The following is a 23061-nucleotide window of genomic DNA, read 5'->3' on the forward strand; positions in this document are numbered from 1 at the left end:
TTTATTTGCGAAAAATGGGTTGGTTAAAATGGAATCTAGAGCACGAATTTCATACATAAAAAGACAAAAAAAGCGGCAACTTTGTGCTACCGCTTTTGATTCATTTTATGACTGAAATGTCAATCACAAGAAGGCGTTTTTAATGTAACGCCGTTCAGTATTTTTTAGTGTGGACGATGTAGTTTACATCTACATTACGACCTAGCTTATAGTTGTCATTTAGCGGGTTGTAATGAAGGCCTGTGATGCCCATTTCAGTCAAATCTGTTTGGTCGATCATCTTCATCATTTCAGCAGGTTTGATGAACTTTTCATGATCGTGCGTGCCTTCTGGCACAATCTTCAATAGTTTTTCTGCGCCTACAATCGCAAACAAGTACGACTTGATGTTGCGGTTTAACGTCGAGAAGAACACATGTCCTCCAGGCTTAACCAACGCGGCACATGAACGAATTACAGAGAGTGGGTCTGGCACGTGTTCTAGCATTTCCATGCAGGTCACAACATCGTAAGTCCCCGCATTTTCCGCAGCGTGGTCTTCGATGGTACTTTGGATGTAGGTCAGTTTAGTCCCTGTCTCCAATGCATGTAGGCGAGCAACTTCTAGTGGCTCTTTACCCATATCTAGACCAGTCACGGTGGCGCCTTCCTTTGCCATACTTTCTGCTAAGATGCCGCCGCCACAACCAACATCGAGAACTTTCTTGCCGAAAAGGCCATCGGCTTTTTCTAGGACATAGTTCAAGCGAAGCGGATTAATTTGATGAAGAGGTTTGAACTCGCCTTCTAAATCCCACCAACGAGAAGCCATCTCTTCGAATTTCTTAATTTCACTAGGGTCGACGTTTTGTGCTTTAGTCATGATAGTTATTTTGCTTCGCTAATAGTCCTTTGGAAGGCGAGATTATACTCTAATGGTACGATACGTTTAAACTGCTTCTTTTCTCACAATAGTTACAGGAGACTTTTTTGGCGACAGCTGGTGGAAATGTAGTCAGTTTTCAGAAAGATATGGGATGAATGTGCAATTTCTCTTCATTTAACTCATAACGAAGCTCACAACCTGATAAAACGAGCGGGAAAGTGATGCCCCAGTGATGAATTGTGTGTTATATTTTTGCACCTTACACGTATCGTAATTACGATCAGAAAATAGAGGGATAATGGCTCTATGAGCGATTTAGCTAAAGAGATCACGCCCGTAAACATTGAAGATGAGCTTAGAGGTTCATACCTAGACTACGCGATGTCAGTTATCGTGGGTCGTGCTCTTCCAGATGTGCGTGATGGCCTAAAACCAGTACACCGCCGCGTTTTATTCGCGATGAACGTACTAGGCAACGATTGGAACAAACCATATAAAAAATCAGCCCGTGTTGTCGGCGACGTAATCGGTAAATATCACCCACACGGTGATAGTGCTGTGTACGACACAATCGTACGTATGGCTCAGCCGTTCTCACTTCGTTACATGCTGGTCGATGGTCAAGGTAACTTTGGCTCAATCGATGGCGACTCTGCTGCGGCAATGCGTTACACCGAAGTACGTATGGCAAAAATTGCCCACGAACTTTTGGCTGACCTAGACAAAGAAACCGTAGACTACGTACCTAACTATGATGGTACAGAACAGATTCCAGCGGTTCTTCCAACCAAAATTCCAAACCTATTGGTAAACGGTGCTTCTGGTATCGCGGTAGGTATGGCAACCAACATCCCGCCACATAACCTTGGCGAAGTGATCGATGGCTGTCTTGCATACATCAATAATGAAGAAATCACTATTGATGAACTAATGGATTACATCCCTGGTCCAGATTTCCCAACTGCGGCGCTTATCAGCGGTCGTAAAGGCATTGTAGACGCGTACAAAACAGGTCGCGGTAAGATCTACATGCGTTCAAAAGCGGAAATCGAAACAGAGAAAAACGGTAAAGAAACCATCATCGTTACCGAAATTCCTTACCAAGTGAACAAAGCTCGTCTGATCGAGAAGATTGCTGAACTTGTTAAAGATAAGAAAGTTGAAGGCATCAGTGCGCTACGTGACGAATCTGACAAAGATGGTATGCGTATCGTTATTGAATGTAAGCGTGATGCAGTAGGCGAAGTGGTTCTTAACAACCTTTACGCTCAAACTCAGCTACAAACGACTTTCGGTATCAACATGGTTGCGCTGAACAATGGTCAGCCACAGCTATTCAACCTGAAAGATATGTTGAAGTGCTTTGTGGATCACCGTCGTGAAGTCGTGACTCGCCGTACTATCTTCGAATTGCGTAAAGCTCGTGAGCGTGCGCACATTCTTGAAGGTCTTGCACTTGCTCTAGCGAACATCGATGAAATCATCGACCTAATTCGTAAAGCGCCGACTCCTGCTGAAGCAAAAGCTGGTCTTATTGCTCGTGGTTGGGATCTAGGTAACGTAGCAGCAATGCTTGAGCGTGCTGGTACTGATGCGGCTCGCCCAGAATGGCTAGAGCCTCAATACGGTATCCGCGACGGTCAATACTTCCTGACTGAACAACAAGCGCAAGCAATTCTAGATCTACGTCTACATAAATTGACCGGTCTAGAACACGAGAAGATTCTTGCTGAATACAAAGAGCTTCTAGAAGAAATCGCTGAGTTAATGCACATTCTTGCAAGCACTGAGCGTTTGATGGAAGTGATTCGTGAAGAACTAGAAGCAGTTCGTGACGGATTTGCTGATGCACGCCGTACTGAAATCACAGCAGCTAGCCATGACATCGACATGGAAGAGCTGATTGCTCGTGAAGACGTAGTCGTAACTCTATCTCACGAAGGTTACGTTAAGTACCAAATCCTAAGCGACTACGAAGCACAGCGCCGTGGTGGTAAAGGTAAGAGTGCAACTCGAATGAAAGATGAAGACTACATTGAACGTCTTCTAGTGGCGAATACCCACGACAACATTCTATGTTTCTCTACTCGCGGTAAGACTTACCGTCTGAAAGTTTACCAATTGCCACTAGCGAGCCGTACTGCACGTGGTAAACCGATCGTGAACATCCTTCCATTGGAAGATGGTGAGCGTATCACTGCAATTCTTCCGGTTGATGAGTTCTCAGCAGATAAGTTCATCTTCATGGCAACTGGCGACGGTACCGTTAAGAAGACTTCTCTAGACCAGTTTGCGAACGTACGTTCAAACGGTCTAATTGCGGTGAACCTACGTGATGACGATTCTCTAATCGGCGTTGATATCACAACGGGTTCAAGCGACATCATGCTGTTCTCTAAAGCAGGTAAAGTTGTTCGCTTTAGCGAGGACAAAGTACGTGCAATGGGTCGTACAGCGGCAGGTGTACGTGGTATGAAGCTGGCTGACGACGACCAAGTGGTTTCACTAATCGTTCCGTCTAACGAAGGCGACATCCTAACGGTTACTCAAAACGGTTACGGTAAACGTACTGAATTGGCTGAATACCCAACGAAAGGTCGTGCAACTCAGGGCGTTGTGTCTATCAAGGTTTCTGAGCGTAATGGTCCAGTAGTTGGCGCAGTGCAAGTAGAAGAAGGCGATGAGATGATGATGATCACCGACGCTGGTACTCTGGTTCGTACACGTGTAGCAGAAGTTAGCCAAGTAGGCCGTAACACTCAAGGTGTAACGCTGATCCGTACAGCAGAAGATGAGTCAGTTGTTGGTCTACAACGTATCGATGAAGTTGAAGAAGTGGAATTGCCAGAAGGCGAAGAAGCAGAAACAACAGAAGCGAATGCAGAACAGCAAGCTCCTGAAGCGCCAGCAGCAGACGACGCGGAAGAGGGCAAAGAAGAGTAATCTTCTCCTTCATCGCTAAATATGAAAGCCGAGCAAGATGCTCGGCTTTTTTGTATCTTCATCAACGCAATCTTTCAACCAAACCAGTACACTAAACTTATGTTTACTCACGGGTATCGCTATGTCTTTATGGTTCTTCATTGCCATCACTTTGATGGGGCTTTTTATCGTCGTTTTGTCACTTAGCGCTTCTAAAGTTAAGCCTACGCAGTGGTTTGGCTTTTGTTTGATGGTGTTAGCACTCACTAGCGCTGGCTACTTATTGTTGAAGCAAACCCGACCGAAACCTATCCAAGCGGAGATAGCTCGAATGATGACCTCGCGAGACATCATGGATGAAATACAGCAACAGTTAAAACAAGAGCCTAATAACGATGAGCTTTGGTTTCAGTTAGGTCAAGGTTATCTGTTGGAGGGAGAATTTGATGCCGCGTTGATTTGTTTCGACTACACACTCCAACTCACCGACAACGTAACCGCGACGCAACTTGCCGCGAAGGCGACAACATTATACTACCTGCATAAACAAGCGATGACTGATGAAGTCAGTTTACTATTAGAACAGGCGTTGCAACTTGAACCTTATAATGAAGCCGCATTGTCGTTGATAGCGAACGATCACTTCATTTCTTTCCGCTTTCAAGAAGCCATCGATACTTGGGTTCTACTCCTAGATTCCAATGACCCCAATTTAGACAGAGTGACGATCATCGAGTCCATCAACAAAGCGAAAAAGCTGATGTAAGTATACAATGTAGAGTAAAGAGGAAAGTCAGTATGAAGAAGCTAGAAGCGGGTTTGTTGGTATTGTTGTGCGGTACAGTGCTGGTGGGATGCTCGTCTCCTTCAACTGGTTCTTCATCTGTCTATTATTCGAGTGGGTATTACGACCCTTGGTGGTATGGTCACGATGACTATTGGATTTACTATTATCCGGGTTGCTGTGACAACGGACATGACCATCGAGAAAAGCTCGAGGCATGGTGGAATAGTCTCGACGACGATCAACAACAGTCAATCAAAGACAAAGTTGAAGATTGGAAAGATGGCGATATGAACGCCAACTTCGATAACATGAAGAGACAACTGGATAACCACTGGCAGACGTTGCCGGATAAACAAAAACAAGCGATTCAAGCAAAATGGCACGAGCGTCCCCAGCGTGTAGAAACAAAAACGTTACCAAAACAAACGACGTTGCCAGAATCAACATTGAAGACACAGCCATTACCCGCGCATAACGTACCGCGTCCGATTACCAAGCCAAATATTCAGAGACCTCAGACTCGACCAAACATCCAACCGGTGCCAAGAATTCGTCGACGTTAATGGTTTACTTGCATTTTGATGATGTACTTCGACTAGAATGAACTGATGAAAACAAAGGGCGCAGAACGCGCCCTTTGTTGTTGCATCATAGGTCTCGAATCCTATTTTCGGTTTGACTAATAGGTTGCTTCTCGTTCGGCCGCTGCTTTATCCCAATCTGGCACGACGGTGTCTAAGAAGTGCTTTTTATCCGCGTTCATTTTTTCCATATCCATTCCTAAAGCTTCTTGGGCTTTTGCTTTGGTCGAGATATCTGGAATTTGAACAGGTTCAGTAATGCCTTTTGTTGCCAGTAAGCGTACCAATTTAGTACGAGCATCGGCGGCGCGATCAACTGCGGTACCGAGAACTTCCAGCGCCACTTCTGGTGCGTGCATGTGAACACCGTGAGAGGCGATCGCATAATCCCAACGCCATTGCGCATGGCGAATATCTTGGAGAATCGGCTTCATTTCTTCTTCCGTTGCTCCTGCTTTCCATGCTTCTCCAGCTTCAAAATGCGCCGCGACAATTTGCTTCTCGGCGGTTAATTTCATGTTCAACACCTGCGCTTTACGTGACGACACGATGTTACGTAGCTGCTCTTTGGTTTGAGTATGGCACTGCGCACATGTGTCTTCGAAGCGGTCGAAAGGATTGCCTACTTTATGATCGGTATAAACGGTACCATCTGCTTTTGTCACCTTCGGCATATGGCAGTCGACGCAAACTACTTTGTTTTTGCCGTGAATCCCTTCACGCCAAGTCTCGAACCCAGGGTGCTGTGCTTTTAGCATCGGTGCTTTAGAAACGGCGTGAGTCCAATCTTTAAAGTCCAACGCATCGTAATACTTCTCCATGTCACCGACAGTCGTACCCATATCCCAAGGGAATTTCACCGCTTTCGTTGGTCCTGTAAAGTAGTATTCGACATGGCACTGAGCACACACAGACGCTTGTTTATCAAGGCGTGACTGCTCATCAAAGCTTTTTCCAATTACATCGAATGCTCGCTCAACATAAGGTCTGGTTAGTGCTAGTTCTGGCTCGCCTTGGTTGAATTTTTCTGAGCGAGTGTCGTGACAATCAGAACATCCGATAGGATTGACGATTTCTGAGCCTAGACGTGCCCATTTACCAGAGAAATAGCCATCCTCGCCACGTTCTTCTATCACGCGAGCGACATCAGGACTTTTACAACTCCAACACGCCATTGGCATTGGCCCGGAGTTTTCATCTGCCGGTGCGCCTGTTCTTAGGGTCTGCCTTACATCGTCGAGCGCATAAAAGTGACCTCGAGCCTTGTTGTAATCTTTAGCAAATCCGTAGCCAGCCCAAAGAATCACCATATTTGGGTCTTCACTTAGGGCGTCTTCAATATGTTTACTTTCTGATGTTGCCTTCCAAGAATGATATTGGTCAGGATGGTTTTGTTCGAAGGCGTCATTACGAGGATCAAGTCGATCGCTGTTTTCTGCCGCCAACACAGAGCCGGCCAACAATAATTGGCTAGCGAATAAGGTCGCAACCGCGATAGGTGCGCTCATCCAGTGTTTTATGCTCACGGTGTTATCTCCATATTCGTTTTTATTAGCAGCGTTGTGAGAAGCTATTCCAAATAAGAATCGGAGATCTACAAATAATATTATTGTGTAAATAAAGAGATGAAATAGTGAGCGGAATGAGTCTTGCTTTAGATCAATTTACACTAGTGATCTTAATCATGTTTAATTCCATATACCCCTAAAGTGGTATGATTTAATCCTCTTTATTGACAGTAGGTTAGAGATATAACCATTTTATAAATAAGGTGATTAAGTTCGCTTTTTGAACAGTACCTTCTACCTCTTAGGAATAATAGGGGTATTATGAATATAGGTTTAGCGTTGTGGCTTTCCAAAATAAGAATTGATGTCATTTGAAGGTATAAAAATATCTTCAGAAGAAATTAATTGTCGCTCCATTAAATAGTTGAGAACAGTTATCAATTATTTTAGAGCTAAGGAAAGAAAAATATGGGCAATATAAAATTGACCATAGTGACAATGCTGAAATTTCTCTTCGCCTTTGCCATCTATGGTTTTTCTATCTCCGCCCATGCGATTTCATCAGAGCCTGTTGAGGGTGCACAAACCACTCGCCATCAAGTTGAGCTGATTCGTGACCGAGACTACAAATGTCTTCAATGTCATAAGGATGCCAAAGAAACTCTGAATTTGTCGCATGAGCCAGAAGCGCTGCTTAGCCAAGGTAAAACACTTAACTGTACAAACTGTCACAGCAATATCGGGCCTGATCACCGTGAAGGGGCTCCTGATGTGATCAAGTTTGCTGCTGCGCAGTCAAAAGCAGTGCATGACAAGGTTTTTCTTGATCCAAGTACCATTCTCAAAGCGAATAGCCAGTGTGTAGATTGCCACGCTCCAACTCAGTTGAGAGAAAGTAATTGGACGCATGATGTTCATGCTAAAAATTTGACCTGTTCAAATTGTCACGATGTTCACGCTGCCAAAACGAAAGCGCTTTCTTACGACAGAAAACAGCTCATCAAACAATGTGTCGATTGCCACTCTCAGTTTGCTGCTGAACCTGAACTTGCAAAAGAAGAGGAGAGATAGCATGAAGTGTTCAAGACGAAATTTTTTAGCCAGTAGCGGCGCATTGATTTTGACCACTGGCGTTGCTGGCACTTCTGTTGTTAGTGCTTCTCTTTATGCCAGTGATAGTGAGCAAACCAAACGTTTTGGCATGGTGCATGATGAAAATGCGTGTATAGGATGTACTGCGTGTACCGAAGCATGTCGCGAAGTGAATGAAGTGCCAGAAGGGGTGACCCGCCTAAAAATTCATCGCAGTGAACCCATTAGGGAATTTCCTGATGTTGAGTACCAGTTTACGCGTGAATCTTGTCAGCACTGTGATAATCCACCATGTGTGTATGTTTGCCCTACGGGTGCTGCGTACAAAGATGAAGCTACGGGCATAGTAGATGTGCACAAAGAGCGATGTGTCGGTTGTGGCTATTGTTTGGCGGCTTGTCCTTATCAAGTGCGCTTTTTCAACCCTGTTGACCATTCTGCAGACAAATGTAACTTCTGCCGTGATACCAACCTGGCGCAAGGTAAGCAGCCAGCTTGCGTGGAATCTTGCCCAACAAAAGCACTCATCTTTGGTGATCTGAATGACCCAACTAGCGAGGTAAGCAAAGTCATTGATAACCACCTTGTGTATCGCGATAAGTCACATTTAGGAACGCAACCTAAGCTGTTTAAAATTCCGCACAACAAAGGGGAGGTGTCATCATGAACGGTTTTGAAAGTGCTTTCCACTTTGATTCATTAGTGTGGGATTGGATCATCGCGATTTACCTATTTTTAGCTGGGATGTCTGCTGGTGCAGTGATGATTTCTATCTACCTTAAACGCAAAGTCATTGAGGGTGATCCGGCGAACAATGGCATTATGAAAGCGATGGCTTGGCTCGCGCCATTTGGCATCATTTCCGGTTTGGTGATTTTGATTTTCCATTTAACTAAGCCACTCCAGTTTTGGAAAATCATGATTTACTACAACCCGACGTCGGTGATGTCGATGGGCGTTGTCTTGTTTCAAGTCTACATGGTTGTGTTGTTTGTTTGGATTGGCGTGATCTTTCGCCATCAAATCATCAGCTTTTGTGAAGGCAAATTACCGAGCGGATTACTCGACTTTGTGGATGGCTTTTTGATCAAGGCTGGAAAGGTGAGTAATGCCATCGAGTTGTTCTTGGGTTTCTTGGCGATAGTACTGGCGGCATATACTGGTTTCCTACTATCGGCACTTAAAACCTACCCGATGCTTAACAATCCGGTGTTGCCGATTTTGTTCCTATTCTCAAGCCTTTCTTCGGGCGCAGCGGCATGTTTGATGTTCGGAATCTTAGTGTTTAAAGAGCCGACATCCAGTCCTAGTGTGTCATGGGTGCATGGCTTTGAACGTCCGGTTGTATTATTCGAGTTGTTCGTTTTAGTAACGTTCTTTACTGGCCTGATTTTCAGCGGGGGACAAAACGAAGTCGCAGCTTGGAATGCAATATCCAACGGCTTTTGGGCGCAGTGGTTCTGGGTTGGTGTTGTGTTGATTGGTATGTTGATGCCGCTAACATTGAACTGGTTAATGCCTTCTGAAGTTCGCCATAAAGGTAGTTACGTCTTTGTCGTGACGACATTGAGTTTGGTCGGCGTGCTGATGCTGCGTACATTCATACTCTATGCTGGTCAAATGACCGTTGTCTAAGGAGGAACAATGGAGGCTGAACTAGGGTTCTTCTTACTGATTTTCGTCGCAATGGGGGCGAGTTGTTCCGCTGCACTGCATTGGTATCGCCGTGCAGCGGCTAAGCCCATTATGTTAGAACACCAACTTGCGACCTCACATCTCATCAGTTTGGCCTCTGTAGTTTGTCTATTACTGCTGATTGTCTGTTTTATCCAAGACCATTTTACTCTTGAATATGTGGTCACTCATTCCAACAGCCAATTGCCAACCGCTTACAAGGTTGCAGCGGCATGGGGTGGGCACCAAGGCTCCATGCTGTTTTGGGTCGTGACGCTTAGTTTATGGGCATCATACATTGCTCTTAGTTCTCCGATTAACCAATGCTACACCGCAGATTGCCTTGGCATTATGAATGTTCTGATTGCCGTTTTTGCTTGGTTTACGTTAACAACGTCTAACCCTTTTGAGTTCGCAAAAACATTGGCGGTAGAAGGACGTGATTTGAATCCAATGCTGCAGGACATCGGATTGATCATTCATCCGCCACTTTTATATTTAGGTTACGTTGGTTATTCCGCCATTTTGGCGTTTGCACTTGCGGCGTTATTAAGCAAACGGCCTGTCAATGAATGGTACCGTTGTACGCGAAAGGCCGCGTATTTTGCCTGGGGAACCCTGACTGTTGGTATCCTCGTCGGCTCTTGGTGGGCATACAATGAACTTGGCTGGGGAGGCTGGTGGTTTTGGGACCCAGTAGAAAATGCCTCTTTATTGCCGTGGTTAACCGGCACTGCACTCCTGCACAGCGGGGTATTAGCAAAGAAAAATCAGGGAGCGTTGTGGAGCACATACGCGTTGGCGTTTGCAACCTTTAGTTTAAGCATTCTCGGGACATTTATCGTACGTTCTGGCGTATTGACATCGGTGCATGCTTTTGCAGTGGATCCTACCAAAGGTTTAGCCCTGCTTGCTGTGCTTAGTGCGTTAGTATTGATGACGTTTGGCGTACTGATTGTGCGTGGAGATGCCATCAAACCATTTAGATTACGTTCCTTGATTAGTCGTTCTTATATGGTGTGTGTGGCCATTGGACTTTTGGTCATATCCACGGCGATCGTCTTTTTAGGTACGTTCTACCCGATGATTTATCAATTGCTAGGGTTGGGAAACATCTCTGTTGGTGCGCCGTATTTTAATAGCTTGATATTTCCTCTTAGTATTTTCGCTTTGTTGGCGTTAGCCATGACGCCAATTTTGCGGTGGACAAAAGGAGTGTGTGCGAACTGGAAAAGGCAATTCGCCTTCGCAAGTATAATCGCATTAGGTGCCGTAGCCGTCTTTATCTTATCGGTTGATACCGTGCGTATTGGGACAATTACAAGTGTATTTTTAGCAGCTTGGGTTATTACTACGCACACTATGTTATGGCTGAATGCCGAAAACAAAGGGCCACTAATCAAGATGGTATTAGCACACGTCGGTTTTTCTTTAGCCGTTGTAGGAGCTGTCTTCAACAGTGAATACTCGTACCAATACAACTTGCGAGTAGAGCCAGGTGTTTCACATCAAAGAGCAAACATTGGTATCGATTATCAAGGTATGGATTGGGTAATAGGGCCAAATTACACCGCAGAACAAGCAAGGATCATTTTGCGCCTTGATGATCAGACCCGCTATGCATTACAACCTGAAAAACGCCATTATCCCGTGCGAGTAATGAACATGACTGAGCCCGCGATTCTGAGTTTATGGCACGGAGACTATTATCTGACGTTGGGGGATAAAGTTGGCACAAACGCTTATGCGATAAAAGTTCAGTACCGGGCGGGGATTTGGTGGATATGGTCAGGCGGTTTGATAGCGGTGTTTGGCGCACTGACGACTGTGTATCGCAAAAGAAAGAGGGCCGTGAATGTCACCGAAAACTATGCCTAAACTATTCGGGTTATTTATTGTTGTTGCCGTCTTTTCAGTCGTGGTCGTTGCGGCGTTATCTGACCGCCCCCACGTTGAGCAAGCAAAGGAAAGCACGCTAATGGTTCCAAATTTCAGCGCTGTATCGGTTATCTCTGGAAAAGAGGTCACTCAGGTGTTGTTTCAAGACAATGGCTATAAGTTGCTGAATGTGTGGGCGTCATGGTGTGGGATCTGTAAGAAAGAACATGAAACACTTTTGCAGATAGCGGATGCGGGAGTGCCGATCATTGGTTTGAATTATCGAGATAATAACTCTGCCGCTCAAAACTACTTGAGCTCTAAAAACAATCCTTATCAAGACGTGATTAGTGACCCAAATGGCGAATTAGCGGTTGAGCTGGGAGTGATAGGTACACCAGAAACTTATCTTATTGATCAAAATGGCAAGGTTTTGATCAAATATCGGGGAGCAATCACGATCGACAAATGGAACTCAATATTTTCTAGGTATTTTAATGGCGCTATTTAAATATATATTTGTTACCGTTTTTGCACTTGCATTATATTCTCCTGTGAGCAATGGGAGTGAAATTAAGCAGAACGTTGATCTTTTTGAATTTCAATCTGTAGAAGTGCAACAACGAGCAACCTCGCTCGCTAAGACATTGCGCTGCCCACAATGCCAAAACCAGAACTTGATTGAGTCCAATGCGCCAGCGGCTAAAGATCTTCGGTTAAAGGTCTATACCATGGTCAATGAAGGTAGCTCCGATCAGCAGGTAAAAGATTATTTGGTTGAACGATATGGAAATATTGTTCTGTATCAACCTCCATTTAATTATTCAACTGCGCTATTGTGGATCTTTCCTATTATATTTTTGATCTTTTTTGCTCTATTTTCGATCCGACTAATCAAGCGAAATTAATGTGACCATTATTCCAGTATGGAAAATAAATTGTGCATATAACAAGCAGAGTGTTATCATTTTTTGGAATTTATGAAGCCTCCAGTATAAAGCTAACGATAAAATTTGAGCTGGAGAAGTAATAAAAGAACAACAGTAGGTGTACGCAGTGGATTCAGTTATATTGCAGTTAAAGAAGGACTTTTATTCGCAGATTCGTGCGTTTCAAACACCGAAGCTGCCACAAGTGACTTCAACTCTCGCCGTCCTAACAGACGAAGAAATTCAAGAACTCGAAGCGGTATGGATAGAATTAGCGGTTTGGAAACGTAGCCAAACTCATTAAGATTCCTTTTCATGCTCTAACCTTTACCAACCCCAGGCAAAAATTTGTCTGGGGTTTTTTATTGTAGTTTTATAAAATTGTTATACTATAACAATTCATCAGCGCAGCAAGATAAGTGATCGTCTTTGTTCGCGGAAGGGGATAAGATCAACCCAATTGTGATCTCAACATTGAAAAATGCGGTATCAATCCCCATAGTTGAAGGGCAATAAGTGAATCCCATGAATGCAATAACAAAAACGCATCAAGCGCATCAAGCAATAAATCGAGTGAGTATAGATATGGCGGAAGTACGTGCCAGAGTAGATTTTAAAGTCGGGGCTAAAAGTAATATCGATGCTGAGATCCTGTCTTTCCGTGGCCTTAAGACAGATAAAGAGCATGTGGCAGTTATTTTTAAACAAGCGGATCAAACGCAAGACACGCCGCTAGTGCGTATGCATTCCGAGTGTCTGACTGGCGATGTTTTCCACTCATCTCGCTGTGACTGCGGTGAGCAGTTAGAAGAAACGATCCAACGTATGGGCGAATCTGGCGGCGTGATCCTTTACCTTCGCCAAGAGGGCCGTGGTATCGGTTTGTACAACAAGATTGATGCGTATCGTCTGCAAAGCCAGGGGATGAACACTTACGAAGCAAACAACCATTTAGGCTTTGATGATGATTTAAGAGACTTCACCGAAGCGGCACAAATGTTAGAAGCGTTAGGTATCAAGAAAATTCGTCTTGTGACCAATAACCCTAAGAAAATCCGTGAATTAGCGGAATACGGAATTGAGATTGTCGAAGTTGTCAATACTTCGGCGCACATTAAAGATGGTAATGAAAACTATCTTAGAGCGAAAGTTTCTCACGGCAAACATAACCTAAAGGTTTAATCCTAAAGAGAAAACTGTCAATTATGAATGTTAAAAGCCTCACAGTGATGAGGCTTTTTTTGTATCTGGAGTTGCAAATAAATTGTAAATTTGTATTATCTCGTGACTAAAAGTGCAAATAAGAATAATTAGCACTACGAATATAACAAATGAATTGCTCAACAAGGATGCTTCAGATGAATGCAAAAACAGTATTAGTCCAATCTATTGCTGCTTCACTCCTCATTGCCAGTGGTACTACCGTTGCTGCTCAAGTAACAAAACAACAAGTTGTTGAACATTATGCAGATGTGGCTCACGCCGTATTTGCTGACTCACTGACGACGGCAAAAACGTTGGAAGTGAAAATCGTTGAATTTTTAAAAGCACCATCTGAGGCAAAGCTTGAAGACGTTAAGCAAGCTTGGCTAGAGTCCCGCGTGCCATACCAACAGTCTGAAGTTTTCCGTTTTGGCAACGCAGTAGTCGACGATTGGGAAGGTCAACTTAATGCCTGGCCACTTGACGAAGGTCTTATCGATTATGTGGCTGCTGACTACCAATATGAGCTTGGTAACGAAGGTGCAGCGGCAAATATCATTGCCAACACAAGCCTAACGATCGGCCCGTCTAAGCTTGACGTGGCAAAAATTACTCCAGAATTACTTGCTAGCTTGAACGAAGTAGGTGGCTCAGAAGCAAACGTAGCAACGGGCTATCACGCGATCGAATTTCTTCTATGGGGACAAGATCTGAACGGCACCAATGCAGGTGCAGGTCAGCGTGCTTACACGGACTTTGTTGTTGGTTCTGGTTGTACAAATGGTCACTGCGATCGTCGCGGTGAGTACTTAAAAGCCGCGGCCGATCTACTTGTTCAAGATCTTGAATGGATGGAAAAACAGTGGTCTGCTGATGAAAAAGGCAACTACCGTCAAGAGCTACTAACAGGTTCAGCAGAGAATGGTTTACGTAAAATGCTGTTTGGTATGGGCTCTTTGTCTTTGGGTGAGTTAGCTGGTGAGCGTATGAAAGTTGCGCTAGAAGCGAACTCTACGGAAGACGAGCACGATTGCTTCTCGGATAACACGCACAACTCGCATTACTACAACGAGCAAGGTATCTACAACGTTTATACGGGTACATACAGCCGCCAAGATGGCACGGTTCTTACTGGTCCAAGTATCGCAAACCTAGTTGCTCAGGAAGATAAGAAAGCCGCTGAAGAAATCCAGAAGCAATTTGACGCAACACGCAGTCAAGTTGGCGAGTTGGTGACTTCTGCTGAAAAACACAATCAGCATTTCGACCAACTTATTGCGGCGGGTAATGCTCAAGGCAATGCTCTGGTTAACGACACCATCATGGCGTTGGTTGCACAAACAGGTGCTATTGAGCGTGCAGCGGGTATTGTCGGCATCGATAGCCTAAGCCCAGACACCGCAGACCACGAGTTTTAAGAACACATAATAATAAACAAGGGCTCATCGTGAGCCCTTTTGCCGTTAGAGCTCGTTGTTATCCATTCATATAAGAGCAGTGATATGAAGCCATACCTACTTTCCGCCTTTGCCGCGATCCTTTCGACTTCTGCCATGGCTTACGATGTTAAGTCTGGTGGCAACACCAGTGTCAAAAAAGACGGTGCTAATGCCTATTCATTACCCGCGACGAACTTGCCAATGAGTAAGCGACTCGATTTTAGTGTGGGCAATAGTTTTTTCCGTAACCCATGGGTGCAAGCGCCAGCGACTACAGATGCAAGAGACGGCCTTGGCCCGCTTTTCAACACCAATGGTTGTCAGAATTGCCACATAAAAGATGGCCGTGGGCATCCTCCTGAAAAAGGCGACATTCATGCCGTGTCTATGTTGGTGCGTTTGAGTATCCCGGCGATGACGCTAGAGCAGAAGAAAGCTTACATCATGGATGGCGGTATTCCGGAGCCTACGTATGGCGGACAACTGCAAGATTTTGCTCTGCAAGACCAAACGCCAGAGGGCAAAATTGCTATTACTTATACGGACGTTCCCGTTGAGTTTAAAGATGGCACCAAAGTGACGTTGAGAAAGCCTGCGCTGAAAATTACCGATTTAGGTTATGGGGACATGCACCCTGATACGCAGTTTTCCGCTCGTGTCGCGCCACCTATGATTGGTTTAGGTTTGCTAGAAAGTATTCCTGATGAAACGTTGCTTAAGTGGGCAGACGAAAATGACAGTGATAGCGATGGCATCTCAGGCAAGGTGAATAAAGTTTGGGACATCGAAAAAGGCGACTTTTCGATTGGCCGTTTTGGATGGAAAGCAGGACAACCAACGTTGATGCAGCAAAATGCGGCCGCGTTTAATGGTGATGTCGGTCTAACAAGTCACTTGTTCCCGAATGAAAATTGCACGGCGAAGCAATCCCTTTGTGAGGAGTTGCCAAATGGCGGCAAGCCAGAAGTAAGCCAAAACATACTCGACTTCGTAGAGTTTTACAGCCAACACTTAGCCGTGCCGATTCGTCGAAATGTGAATGATCCTGATGTTCAGCTTGGCCAAAAGATCTTTGCTGCTTCGGGGTGCGAAAGCTGCCATAAAACCAGTGTAAAAACGACAAAACGAGCAGACCGGCCTGCGCTTTCAGAGCAACTTATCCACCCGTATACCGATCTGCTGTTGCATGACATGGGAGAGGGCCTTGCTGATCATCGACCTGAATATCTTGCCAATGGCCGTGAATGGCGTACGCCACCACTTTGGGGGATTGGTTACACAGAAGAAGTGAACGGTCACACGTATTTCTTACATGATGGTCGAGCACGTAACTTGATGGAAGCGGTGCTTTGGCATGGTGGTGAAGCGGAACAAGCGAAACAAAACGTGCTATCGCTTAACCAAAAAGAACGTGACGCATTGATCGCGTTTCTGAACTCTCTGTAAGGATGCAACCATGAAGAAAACAATATTAATGAGCGCTGTTGTTGCAACGCTAAGCTTAGTTGGTTGCCAATCGACAACGGGCTCGTCGGATGCACAACCAGAGCAAACTAGCCATATTTCTCAAGCTGTTTACGAAGTGGAGTTTCATGCCGCACAGTCATTTTTAAGCCAAGCTTCGCAGTTAGAACAGAGCTTTGCTGATTTTTGTTCGGCGCCGAAAAATGACGTGGAACCAGTACAACAACAGTGGCACAGCACCATGCTGGCTTGGATGGCGCTTCAAGGACAGGAACGTGGCCCCGCGACCGCGCTGGAGCAAAGCTGGAACGTACAATTCTGGCCCGATAAAAAAAATACCACCGGGCGTAAAATGTCGGCGCTGACTAAAGCCGATAAAGTTTGGACAGTGGAAGAGATCTCGACACAAAGCGTGACTGTGCAAGGTCTGGGGGCGTTGGAATGGTTACTTTTTGATGATGCATCCACGCTTAATACCAATAGCAATGTATGTGCCTCAGGTGTTGCTATTGCCGAAAACTTGCACGATAAAGCACAGATCATCGCTAATTCTTGGGCTCAAAACCCGTGGAAGTCTTTGCAAAAGACAGAGTGGGAATCGGAGTACATTTCGCTGCTTTCTAACCAGCTAGAATACAGCATGAAAAAGCTCAGCCGTCCGCTAGCCAAGATAGGGCATCCTCGTCCTTACTTCTCGGAGTCTTGGCGCTCAGAAACCTCGCTCTCTAACTTAAAAGCTAACCTAGAAAGCTTGCATCAGTTGTATTTTGCGAACGGTAAAGGTTTAGATGCGCTGTTGAGAGCGCAAGGTAAAACGCAATTGGCGGATCGCGTTGCGTATCAGTTTGACATGGCTTTAGAGACTTGGCCTGAAGATAAAAGCCTGTTCTCTGCACTACAAAGTGTGGACGGATATCGTTTGGTTCTCGCGCAATACAACAAGCTAGAACAACTTAAATACCTCATCCATGAAGAGGTGGCTATCGAGCTTGGTGTCGTTATAGGGTTTAATGCAACCGATGGTGACTGATCAAATCCGCCGAACGCTTCTAAAAGCGGCACTATTTGGAGCGGCAACTCCCGTGTTGCCGTTTGGTTGTGCGGCGACAACAAAGCGAGAGCCCGCATTAATTGGCTGTTCCATTGTCGGGCGAGATCAGTTTGCTGCCGTGGTGGCTGATGAACATGGTATGCCTATTTCGACGTTACCTATCCCTGAACGTGGACATGGCGTGGCGACCAATCAGCATGGCCACGCGGTTGTTTTTGGTCGACGTCCTGGCACTTTCTTTATGGTGTTCGACTATCGAACAGAACAAATGCTCAAGTTGGAACTGGCAAAACCGGAGCGCCATTTTTACGGCCACGGCGTTTATTCTCACGATGGTCTTTATCTCTTCGCTACGGAAGGCGAAAGAGGCACTAGCCGAGGTATCATCGGTGTTTACGATGTTAAAAACCAATACCGAAAAATCGCTGAGTTATCGGGATTCGGCATTGGGCCTCATGAAGTGATCATGATGCCCGATGGCACGTTAGCGATTGGTGTGGGTGGGGTGCATACTAATGGTCGTGAGCCTTTGAATTTGGACAGCATGACGCCAAGCTTGAGCTACCTTTCGCAAAACGGCGAGTTGCTTGATCAAGTTGCGTTGCCGGATCATAAGTTGAGCATTCGTCACCTTGCGCATGATGGTTCAGAAACGGTGTTGTGCGGCCAGCAATATCGCGGAGAACCTGACGAATATCCTGCTTTGCTCGCCATGCATACGCGTGGAGGAGAGATGCAAACACTGCAAGCAGAACCTGAAGAATGGGCACGCTTTAATCAATATATAGCCAGTATTGCTGCAACCAATGATTGGATTTTAGCAACATCACCTCCGGGCAGTTGTTATGGTATTTGGTCTAAAGAAACGGGCAAGCTGGTGGAGCTGAATGCACTGCCAGATGCGTCTGGTGTGGTGATTTACGGCGATGAGTTTCGCGTCAGTTCTGGAGCGGGAAAAGTCGTTGAACAGAGACCTTCGCAATTCAAAAACGCATACTCAAGCGGTGTTCAATGGGACAATCATTGGTCGCGAATTATTTAAAAAGTTCAATAAATAATCTCTTATTGAGAGATTTGTTGTCGATTTCGTCACCAGATTCTTAATTTTAAACCTGCAAGCTGTGAGATATTTGCCATACTTTTTTTATGGCAAGTAGCGCAAGGATCGTTTCAGTGTTTGCTAGGGTTTTAATAATGACGGCACTTATGGTGCCGTTTTGCAGCTTTTCTACCGTGGTTTCTCTCGACGCTTCTGCCCAAACGGAGCAAGAAGGGGCCGTAGAGCAGTTGTCTGTTGAAAAAATGATCCATTATCCAACGGTGATTGATCAACTTTATCAAAGTACGAATTACCGTTTGAATTGGGAAAATGAGAGCGATGTTGAACAGTTCATTTTTCAGATGAAGCTGGTCGCGCTTGCTGACGTTTCTAAAGAGTTTGACAACCAACTGCATCGTATTAACCAAGTAAGATGGAAAGGTGACAACCTTGACTTCGATTTGGTGATGACCGATTCCCTCCTTATGTACCTCAGCTATCTTGAGCAGGTTCCTCAAGAAGGCGTTAACTGGTTGTTTGCAAATAAAGCCCATGTGAGCTTTCCTGCGCCTAGTGTGGATACGCTATCTGTACTGAGCAATGAGATCACGGTAGGGAAGTTGGATCAGTTTTTAGCCAGCTTGCGATCGCCTTTGCAAATGGATGCCTCATTTAATACGGTATTTGCTTCGCTTTCTGAATTCTCGCAATATCAATATCCTTTCTATGAGCAAAAAGGTCTGTTGCGCGTCGGTGATCCGATAGAAAACAAATCAACCCTTGTTGAACGCATGGCGATCGTCGGAGTGGATGTCAGTTACATCGATTCAGAAATACCGCAATACGATGAAAATTTGGAGCTGGCGGTGAAAGAGTTCCAGCGTATTCATGGCTTGAACCAAGATGGCGTAATTGGTCCGAACACCATTCGTTGGATCAACTTCTCTCCTCAACAACGTTTGCACTTGCTGGCATTGAATGCTGAGCGTTCTCGTATTTGGGCGAAAGAACGAGACAATGTCGTGTTTGTGAACGTGCCGGGTTATGAAGTTACGTACTGGCATGATGGTCAGCCACTGTTTGAATCAAAAGTTGTGGTTGGTCGAGCTTCAAGAAAAACCCCAATCATGACTGGAACGCTAGATTCGGTGATTTTAAATCCTACTTGGAATGTGCCTTGGAAAATCATGGTGAAAGACATTATTCCAAAAGTGAAACGCAATCCGATGTATTTAATGGAACATAACATTCAAATCATCCGTTCTTGGACCTCGCGCGAAATCATCGATCCAACCACGATCAACTGGGCAACAGTTAATCCAAGAACCTTCCCGTACCGCATGCGTCAGGCTTCTGGTTCGCACAATGCGTTGGGTTTGTACAAATTCAACATGCCGAACCCACAAGCCATATATTTACACGACACGCCGAGTAAAAACTTGTTCCAACAAGATAGAAGGGCGTTTAGCTCGGGTTGTGTTCGAGTAGAAAACGCCGATCAACTTGCAGAGCTTCTGTTCAAAACTCAAGGTTTGGAAGAGCGTTTAGAGAAAAAGCGGGAAAGCGCTCGTTCATCAACGACTTCGGTGCCACTAGGGGAGCGTATTCCGGTACACATCATCTACCAAACAGCTTGGTTGGAAGAAGGTACGCTGTATTACCGAGATGACATCTACAAATACGACCATCAAGGCTAAGCCTGCATGGCTCGTAAATTTAAGAAAATTTACAATTCTAAAAAATCGTTTTCTGTTCAATAAGTAAACAAAAGTTTTAGCGAGACTTCGATATTCCGGACCAATTTATGCATTTGACGAGATAAATTGGTTTCGGTATCGTCCGCTTTCTTTGTTTAGTAATTGAGCAGTGTTTTTGTTTATGGTAAGTCGTAATTTTTCTCGCCGTGATTTCCTTAAAATGACCGCTGGTGGTGTCGTACTGGCGTCTGCAATGCCTACACTTTCATGGGCTTCACTTCCGGATGAACCACGCGTGTTAGCCATGAATAACTTGAATACGGGTGAGCTTCTCGAGACGTGCTACTTCGATGGCAATCGCTACGTCGGCAAAGAATTGCAGCGTTTGAATGAGTTCTGCCGTGATCATCGCCGTAATGAAGTGCATCCAATGGATAAACGTCTGTTCGATCAAATCAGCCAAATTCAAAAGCTCATCGGTACTGAATCCGAAGTTATCGTGATTTCTGGCTACCGTTCTCCTGTGACCAATGCGTCCCTGCGCAGCGGTTCTACTGGTGTTGCTAAGAAGAGTCTACACATGGAAGGGAAGGCGATTGATTTTCGTCTCGATGGTGTAAAGCTGTCTACGGTGCGTGATGCGGCAATCAGTTTGAAGGCTGGTGGTGTTGGATACTATCCGGGCAGTAACTTTGTCCACATTGATACGGGTGCAGTACGCAGTTGGTAAGCCTATTTTAGGGCTGGCGTAAGTCTTGAAGTCGCCTAGGGTTAGTGTCATAGTTGCGGCAGTTTTAACGCAAATTTATTCGGTAATAGGTTATCTATGGCTCTGAAATACCAAGTTGTCCCAGTGACTTCTTTTTCTCAAAACTGTTCTATCGTTTGGTGTGACGAAACGATGAAAGGCATCGTTGTTGACCCTGGCGGTGACGAAAAACAGCTTGCAATGCTCATCAAAGAGCTGGGTGTTGATGTGGTGAAATTGGTATTGACCCATGGTCACTTAGATCACGTTGGCGGTACTGAGCCATTATCAGCGCTGTTAGGCGGAACAGAAATCGTTGGTCCGCACAAAGCGGATAACTTCTGGCTACAAGGTTTGGAAGGGCAAAGCAAAATGTTCGGTTTCCCTCTAACTGAGGCATTTGAGCCGAATCAATGGTTGAATGAGGGTGACGTTGTCACTTTTGGTAATCAAAAGCTGAACGTTATCCATACGCCGGGTCATACACCAGGTCACGTAGTACTTTATAGTGAAGAAGCCCGTTTAGCGTTTGTTGGTGATGTCCTGTTTAACGGTAGCATTGGTCGTACTGACTTCCCCCAAGGCGACTTCAATACGTTGATTAGTTCAATTAAAGAGAAACTTTGGCCTCTAGGTAACGATGTTACATTTGTACCGGGTCATGGTCCTCAATCTACCTTCGGTCACGAGCGCAAAACCAACCCGTTTGTTGCTGACGAGATGCCACTATACTAGCGCCTTGTCTGTACTCGTTACTATTCTGGCTCGGCGGCCGCTAAGTATCGCCGAGTCAGCCCTACAAATTCGTCGGCTTCCCTGTCTAAATCACTGGCAGAAATAAACACATCATAGCCGTAAAATTTTCTTTGATACTTCATTCTATTCGCCAGCATGGCTTGCAAACCGTCGTATTGTTTTCCCGCTTTGCTAGTGTACGGTTGTGAGTCGAGCACCATATCTTCAAATTTCTCTTCACAATGGTTCTGCCTTGCGCCCAAATACAACAAAGCGCGTTGGCTAAGTAAAATCTCCGTCGCGATACGCGGGCAAATTGCATCAAGATAAGGGGAGTAGTGTTTCAAGCGGATGCCTATCCACGGGAGCGGTTGATGCCAACCGTCTTGTTGATAACTGCATATACCAATGGACTCAATATTTCGCCAACGAACAACCCAACCGCCTTTAAACAGGTGTTGTTGAAAGTGCGAGGCGGTCAGTGTGAAAGTGACTTGGCTTTTCTTAATCATCAAGACGGCGAAACCGACGATGATTGCCATCAAAATGACGGAAAGCATTGCTTGTTTCCAACCCGGAGAAATCACGACAAGAAATAGCGTAATGAGCGCTACCAGCAACAAAATCAATCTGTTGATTGGCGAATCAGACTTGAAGTGTGAATTTGTTAGATGCAGCGTTTCCATGCTCATACCTCAATGAATACTCTAAATAAAATCGAGATTTCTTGATATGCAACTTGATGCTTTTAATCAAAACGAAACCTCTGTTTTTATACCCAGTATTCAATAAATCCGTTCACAAATGATCTGTTTAAATAGTAGACGTTCTAAGCTTTGAGCGCATTTTTCGTAGCGTTTCGCCGCTAAAACCTACAAATCGATTGTAAATTTTGGTATAAAACGCGCTTCAAATTTTCATCCCTGCTGAGATGCAGTGAACTGGAGAAATATTCAATGAGACTTGCTCATAAGCGTAAAGTGCAGATGAAACTGCAAAAACGCATTAAAGCGACAGTAGCAAACCTAGCTGCAGCACCAAAAACAGCAAAGCCTGTTGCGGAAAAAGCAGCAGTAAAACCTGTTGTGGAGAAAGCAGTAGCTGAGAAGAAAGTAGCTGCAGCGAAAACTGTTGATGTTGCACTTACTCCTAAGCAACAACAAGTACTAGACATCGTTGTAGCGAATGCTGAAGGTATCAATCCTAAAGGCATCGGTTTAGCAGCGGGTCAAGAAGACGCTAAAGCAGCATCATGGGCTACTGGCGCACTGAAGAAGCTTCTTGAAGAAAACCTAGTTCAAAAAGAGCAGTTGGCAGGTAACAAAGTTATCTACAAAGCAGTTTAATTACCGCTATTGTTCTGTTTTTATACAATGCCTCGGTGATCGCCGAGGTATTTTTTTGCCCTAATTTCTTAACTTTCCCTTCTAAACAAGCGTGTATTTTAGC

The 23061-nt window shown here is 45.0% G+C and carries 22 protein-coding genes; 19 read left to right on the plus strand and 3 right to left on the minus strand.

Features of this window, described 5'->3' with window-relative positions:
* Positions 1 to 154: 154 nt before the first annotated feature.
* Positions 155 to 862, minus strand: coding sequence for a bifunctional 2-polyprenyl-6-hydroxyphenol methylase/3-demethylubiquinol 3-O-methyltransferase UbiG (gene ubiG, locus NL646_RS12830; protein ID WP_025535381.1), 708 nt, complete (start codon positions 860 to 862; stop codon positions 155 to 157).
* A gap of 309 nt (positions 863 to 1171) precedes the next feature.
* Between ubiG and gyrA the strand changes: the two genes are divergently transcribed.
* The 3 genes from gyrA to NL646_RS12845 all read left to right on the plus strand — a co-directional run bounded on the left by gyrA (position 1172) and on the right by NL646_RS12845 (position 5137).
* Positions 1172 to 3808, plus strand: coding sequence for a DNA topoisomerase (ATP-hydrolyzing) subunit A (gyrA, locus tag NL646_RS12835; protein WP_005494728.1), 2637 nt, complete (start codon positions 1172 to 1174; stop codon positions 3806 to 3808).
* A gap of 121 nt (positions 3809 to 3929) precedes the next feature.
* A complete protein-coding gene (locus tag NL646_RS12840) occupies positions 3930 to 4553 on the plus strand; it encodes a hypothetical protein (protein WP_253664305.1) in 624 nt (207 codons plus the stop codon).
* A gap of 32 nt (positions 4554 to 4585) precedes the next feature.
* Entirely contained in the window at positions 4586 to 5137 is a 552-nt protein-coding gene (locus NL646_RS12845) for a hypothetical protein (protein WP_017448426.1), read from the plus strand.
* A 116-nt stretch (positions 5138 to 5253) separates the two neighbouring features.
* On the opposite strand, the gene nrfA is transcribed toward NL646_RS12845, so the two are convergent.
* Positions 5254 to 6681, minus strand: coding sequence for an ammonia-forming nitrite reductase cytochrome c552 subunit (gene nrfA, locus NL646_RS12850; RefSeq protein ID WP_161610316.1), 1428 nt, complete (start codon positions 6679 to 6681; stop codon positions 5254 to 5256).
* Positions 6682 to 7131: 450 nt separating this feature from the next.
* Here nrfA and nrfB point away from each other — a divergent pair, with 450 nt between their 5' ends.
* The 15 genes from nrfB to NL646_RS12925 all read left to right on the plus strand — a co-directional run bounded on the left by nrfB (position 7132) and on the right by NL646_RS12925 (position 21612).
* Positions 7132 to 7734, plus strand: coding sequence for a cytochrome c nitrite reductase pentaheme subunit (gene nrfB, locus NL646_RS12855; RefSeq protein ID WP_023623873.1), 603 nt, complete (start codon positions 7132 to 7134; stop codon positions 7732 to 7734).
* Between the two features lies 1 nt (position 7735).
* Positions 7736 to 8422: a cytochrome c nitrite reductase Fe-S protein gene (gene nrfC / locus NL646_RS12860; protein WP_253664306.1), complete on the plus strand. Its 687-nt coding sequence runs from the start codon at positions 7736 to 7738 to the stop codon at positions 8420 to 8422.
* Positions 8419 to 9390: a cytochrome c nitrite reductase subunit NrfD gene (gene nrfD, locus NL646_RS12865; RefSeq protein ID WP_017448430.1), complete on the plus strand. Its 972-nt coding sequence runs from the start codon at positions 8419 to 8421 to the stop codon at positions 9388 to 9390. The genes nrfC and nrfD overlap by 4 nt, the downstream gene beginning before the upstream one ends.
* A 9-nt stretch (positions 9391 to 9399) precedes the next feature.
* On the plus strand, positions 9400 to 11307 hold the full coding sequence (locus tag NL646_RS12870; RefSeq protein WP_253664307.1) for a heme lyase CcmF/NrfE family subunit: 1908 nt from the start codon (positions 9400 to 9402) through the stop codon (positions 11305 to 11307).
* Positions 11285 to 11818 (plus strand): DsbE family thiol:disulfide interchange protein, encoded by a 534-nt coding sequence (locus NL646_RS12875; RefSeq protein ID WP_005457824.1) that lies wholly within the window; start codon positions 11285 to 11287, stop codon positions 11816 to 11818. The genes NL646_RS12870 and NL646_RS12875 overlap by 23 nt, the downstream gene beginning before the upstream one ends.
* The gene (gene nrfF, locus NL646_RS12880; protein WP_029842703.1) at positions 11805 to 12215 is read left to right on the plus strand and encodes a heme lyase NrfEFG subunit NrfF; all 411 of its coding nucleotides are present in this window, start codon (positions 11805 to 11807) and stop codon (positions 12213 to 12215) included. The genes NL646_RS12875 and nrfF overlap by 14 nt, the downstream gene beginning before the upstream one ends.
* 148 nt (positions 12216 to 12363) lie before the next feature.
* Positions 12364 to 12540 (plus strand): hypothetical protein, encoded by a 177-nt coding sequence (locus NL646_RS12885; RefSeq protein ID WP_005483239.1) that lies wholly within the window; start codon positions 12364 to 12366, stop codon positions 12538 to 12540.
* Positions 12541 to 12761: 221 nt separating this feature from the next.
* Positions 12762 to 13418: a GTP cyclohydrolase II gene (gene ribA / locus NL646_RS12890; RefSeq protein WP_005457833.1), complete on the plus strand. Its 657-nt coding sequence runs from the start codon at positions 12762 to 12764 to the stop codon at positions 13416 to 13418.
* A gap of 176 nt (positions 13419 to 13594) precedes the next feature.
* On the plus strand, positions 13595 to 14857 hold the full coding sequence (locus NL646_RS12895; RefSeq protein ID WP_025593582.1) for an imelysin family protein: 1263 nt from the start codon (positions 13595 to 13597) through the stop codon (positions 14855 to 14857).
* Between the two features lie 84 nt (positions 14858 to 14941).
* The gene (locus NL646_RS12900; RefSeq protein ID WP_180787701.1) at positions 14942 to 16324 is read left to right on the plus strand and encodes a di-heme oxidoredictase family protein; all 1383 of its coding nucleotides are present in this window, start codon (positions 14942 to 14944) and stop codon (positions 16322 to 16324) included.
* A gap of 10 nt (positions 16325 to 16334) precedes the next feature.
* Positions 16335 to 17372, plus strand: coding sequence for an imelysin family protein (locus tag NL646_RS12905; RefSeq protein WP_069514905.1), 1038 nt, complete (start codon positions 16335 to 16337; stop codon positions 17370 to 17372).
* Positions 17353 to 18435, plus strand: coding sequence for a DUF1513 domain-containing protein (locus NL646_RS12910; RefSeq protein WP_253664308.1), 1083 nt, complete (start codon positions 17353 to 17355; stop codon positions 18433 to 18435). The genes NL646_RS12905 and NL646_RS12910 overlap by 20 nt, the downstream gene beginning before the upstream one ends.
* 152 nt (positions 18436 to 18587) lie before the next feature.
* Entirely contained in the window at positions 18588 to 20129 is a 1542-nt protein-coding gene (locus NL646_RS12915) for a murein L,D-transpeptidase (protein ID WP_024702487.1), read from the plus strand.
* 181 nt (positions 20130 to 20310) lie between these two features.
* Positions 20311 to 20859, plus strand: coding sequence for a DUF882 domain-containing protein (locus NL646_RS12920; RefSeq protein ID WP_005457820.1), 549 nt, complete (start codon positions 20311 to 20313; stop codon positions 20857 to 20859).
* A 96-nt stretch (positions 20860 to 20955) separates the two neighbouring features.
* Positions 20956 to 21612: an MBL fold metallo-hydrolase gene (locus NL646_RS12925; RefSeq protein WP_005457830.1), complete on the plus strand. Its 657-nt coding sequence runs from the start codon at positions 20956 to 20958 to the stop codon at positions 21610 to 21612.
* A 20-nt stretch (positions 21613 to 21632) separates the two neighbouring features.
* Here NL646_RS12925 and NL646_RS12930 read toward each other — a convergent pair whose 3' ends face one another.
* Positions 21633 to 22298 carry a DUF2982 domain-containing protein gene (locus tag NL646_RS12930; protein ID WP_238802734.1) on the minus strand — a complete coding sequence of 222 codons (666 nt, stop codon included), beginning with the start codon at positions 22296 to 22298 and terminating at the stop codon, positions 21633 to 21635.
* Between the two features lie 270 nt (positions 22299 to 22568).
* Here NL646_RS12930 and NL646_RS12935 point away from each other — a divergent pair, with 270 nt between their 5' ends.
* Positions 22569 to 22958, plus strand: coding sequence for a hypothetical protein (locus NL646_RS12935; RefSeq protein WP_005490722.1), 390 nt, complete (start codon positions 22569 to 22571; stop codon positions 22956 to 22958).
* Positions 22959 to 23061 lie beyond the last annotated feature (103 nt).

This window comes from Vibrio sp. Y20_XG_PY13, from assembly GCF_024181925.1.
GTDB lineage: Bacteria > Pseudomonadota > Gammaproteobacteria > Enterobacterales > Vibrionaceae > Vibrio > Vibrio parahaemolyticus.